Below are 2,461 nucleotides of genomic sequence, written 5' to 3'. Positions count from 1 at the left end.
CTGTATTGCTTGCGTTTCTTGCTCATGATTCTCCTCCTTGTGGAGATGATGAATCAGAGCTTAGGCACCTGTCCAAAATTTGGGGGCCACTTCAGCTCTCGCCATACGCGAGGCCCGTATCAGTGGGGTCGAGGCCTTTTCCCAGGCGAGTACACGCGAAATCCGCCAGATCGATTTCGCCACCACTGAATTCATCCAGCACGCCAGACAGAGCCTGGAGTATCTCGCCCGGCTTCCCGTCTTGGGCGACGCCGATGGACAACTAAGCAGCTACGTGGACACCCGTGAGGTAACCCCGCTGGAGGGGGCTGAAGCCGGTGGTGTGGAGGGGGAGATCTTCGAGCACTACCGGCGTCTCGGTGAGGCCAACCCCGCATTCGAATACGTATACATGGGCACGCCTGACGGTGGTTACGCACAGTGGCCCGAGGGAGAGATCTCCGCGGGCTTCGATCCCCGGGAGCGCCCCTGGTATCAGGCGGCCACGGATGATCCCGGTCAGGTGGTGCTCACCGATGCATATTACTTCGACGTTGATGATGTGGCTCTGGTCGGTCTGGCCCGCACCATCGAGGGCGGCGACGGTGACATTGTCGGTGTGCAGTCCGTGGATATATCCCTGGAGCAACTGCGCGAGCGGGTTAGCGAGATTGAGTTCGGTGACTCGGGCTATCTCATGGTGATCGAGGACAGCGGCACGGTGCTGGTGGACCCGCAAAACCCCGAGCATGCGTTCGAGGATATCCGTTCACTGGACGGCGAAGGGTACTCCACGCTCGCAGCCGCCGCGGACGGTAGCCTCACGGTGTCGCTGGACGGCGAGGCATACCAGGCCAACGTCTACACCTCACCGGAGCTGGGCTGGCGCTTCATCGGCGTGATCCCGCGCAATGAAATGCTGGCCGCCGCGAACCGGATGACCACGCAAATGGTGGTCGCGGGACTGGTGGTCATTGCGCTGGTGATCGGGGTCGCCCTGGTTTTTGCCCGTTATCTCACCCGACCGATCCGAACGCTGACCGACAGGATGCGCGACATCGCCGCTGGCGAGGGCGATCTCACCCAGCGCCTGCCGGTGCAGGGGCGCGACGAGATGGCGGAGCTCGCCACCGGCTTCAACGGCTTCGTGGACAAGGTCCAGTCGGCGATCAGCGACGTTGATGGCACGACCCATGAGCTCGCCTCCGCAGCAACGGAGCTGGAGCAGGTCGCCACCAGTACGCGGGATATCGTCCGCAAACAGGGCGACGAGACGGACCAGATCGCGTCGGCCATCAACGAGATGACCGCGACCATCCAGGAGATTTCGGCAAACGGTAGTACGGTGCAGCAGGCGGCCGGGCAGGCGGACAGCAGCGCCCGGGCGGGGCATGAGCACGTCAGCGAGAACTTCGAATCCATGCAGACGCTGGCCGAGGATATTGATGCCACGTCGCAGGCGGTAACGGCGCTGGCCGAGCGTAGCCGCGAAATCGAGACGGTGCTGGACGTCATTCACGAGGTCACGGAGCAGACCAACTTGCTGGCGCTCAACGCGGCCATCGAGGCGGCTCGCGCGGGGGAGCACGGACGCGGCTTCGCCGTGGTGGCCGACGAGGTCCGAGGGCTGGCAAAGCGCAGCAACGAGTCCGCTGGCCAGATCCGCGAGATCATCGGCAACCTGCGCAGCGAGACGGACACGGCCGTGGAGACCATGCAGAATTCGCGGGCGCGTTCCGAGCGCAACCTCGAACGCGCCCGCACCGCCGGGGAGTCAATTGAAACCATCAAGCACGAGGTTGGACGGATTCACGAGCAGATCACCCAGATCGCCACGTCGGCGGAAGAGCAGAGCCAGGTGGCCGAGGAGATCAACCGTAACATCACGGCCATCGTGGAAGCGGCGCGCAACAGCTCCAGTGGCATGGAGCAGACGCGGCAGTCCAGCGAAGAGGTCGCGCGCACCGGCGAACGGCTACGTCAGGTGGTGGGGCGGTTCCGGATCTAGGCCGGGCCAGCGCTCCACCGACGGGACACACATCCCGGGCCGCTCGCCGTGCTGCATAGCCCCGGCTGCAGCCTCCCCGGTGTGGTGATCAAACAATTGCCGACGATCGTGATCGTTGGTGCCGCTGCCGTTTGTCGCTCATAAACGCTGGGCGGCAGACATCCCACTTGGCCTCGACCAGATCAGCGGCTTGCTGGTCACTCTTGTCCGGCTTGACCGCATTTACCCACTTGTAAAGGCTATGGGCAGAGACCCCCAGCCGTTCGGGGGCCTCGGCGACTGAGTAGCCACGATCAACAATCTGGCGCACGGCCTATTCCTTGAACTCGGGGGTATATCTCTGGGTACTCATGGGCTTCCTCCTATGCTCGAATCATAGCGCCGGCCAGCGGCTTAGCTCAGCGTTGTTTCAGGTAGGCAGAGTATATGGCACTGACCAGGAAAGTTGATTGGATTCCGGAGTTCTTTACACTT

1 protein-coding gene and 1 pseudogene are annotated in these 2,461 nt (G+C 62.9%); one reads left to right on the top strand and one right to left on the bottom strand.

Annotation, left to right across the window (positions count from 1 at the left end; all coding sequences use genetic code 11):
* Window positions 1–79: 79 nt before the first annotated feature.
* A complete protein-coding gene (locus tag BMZ02_RS18625; protein ID WP_091646592.1) occupies window positions 80–1,987 on the top strand; it encodes a methyl-accepting chemotaxis protein in 1,908 nt (635 codons plus the stop codon).
* A 151-nt stretch (window positions 1,988–2,138) separates the two neighbouring features.
* On the opposite strand, the pseudogene BMZ02_RS18620 reads toward BMZ02_RS18625, so the two are convergent.
* Window positions 2,139–2,297, bottom strand: a pseudogene (locus BMZ02_RS18620) (transposase); the annotation flags it as partial.
* Window positions 2,298–2,461: the final 164 nt, after the last annotated feature.

Source organism: Aquisalimonas asiatica (assembly GCF_900110585.1).
GTDB lineage: Bacteria > Pseudomonadota > Gammaproteobacteria > Nitrococcales > Aquisalimonadaceae > Aquisalimonas > Aquisalimonas asiatica.
Note: the sequence above shows the minus strand (reverse complement) of the source record. Positions and strands in the feature narration are given on the sequence as shown.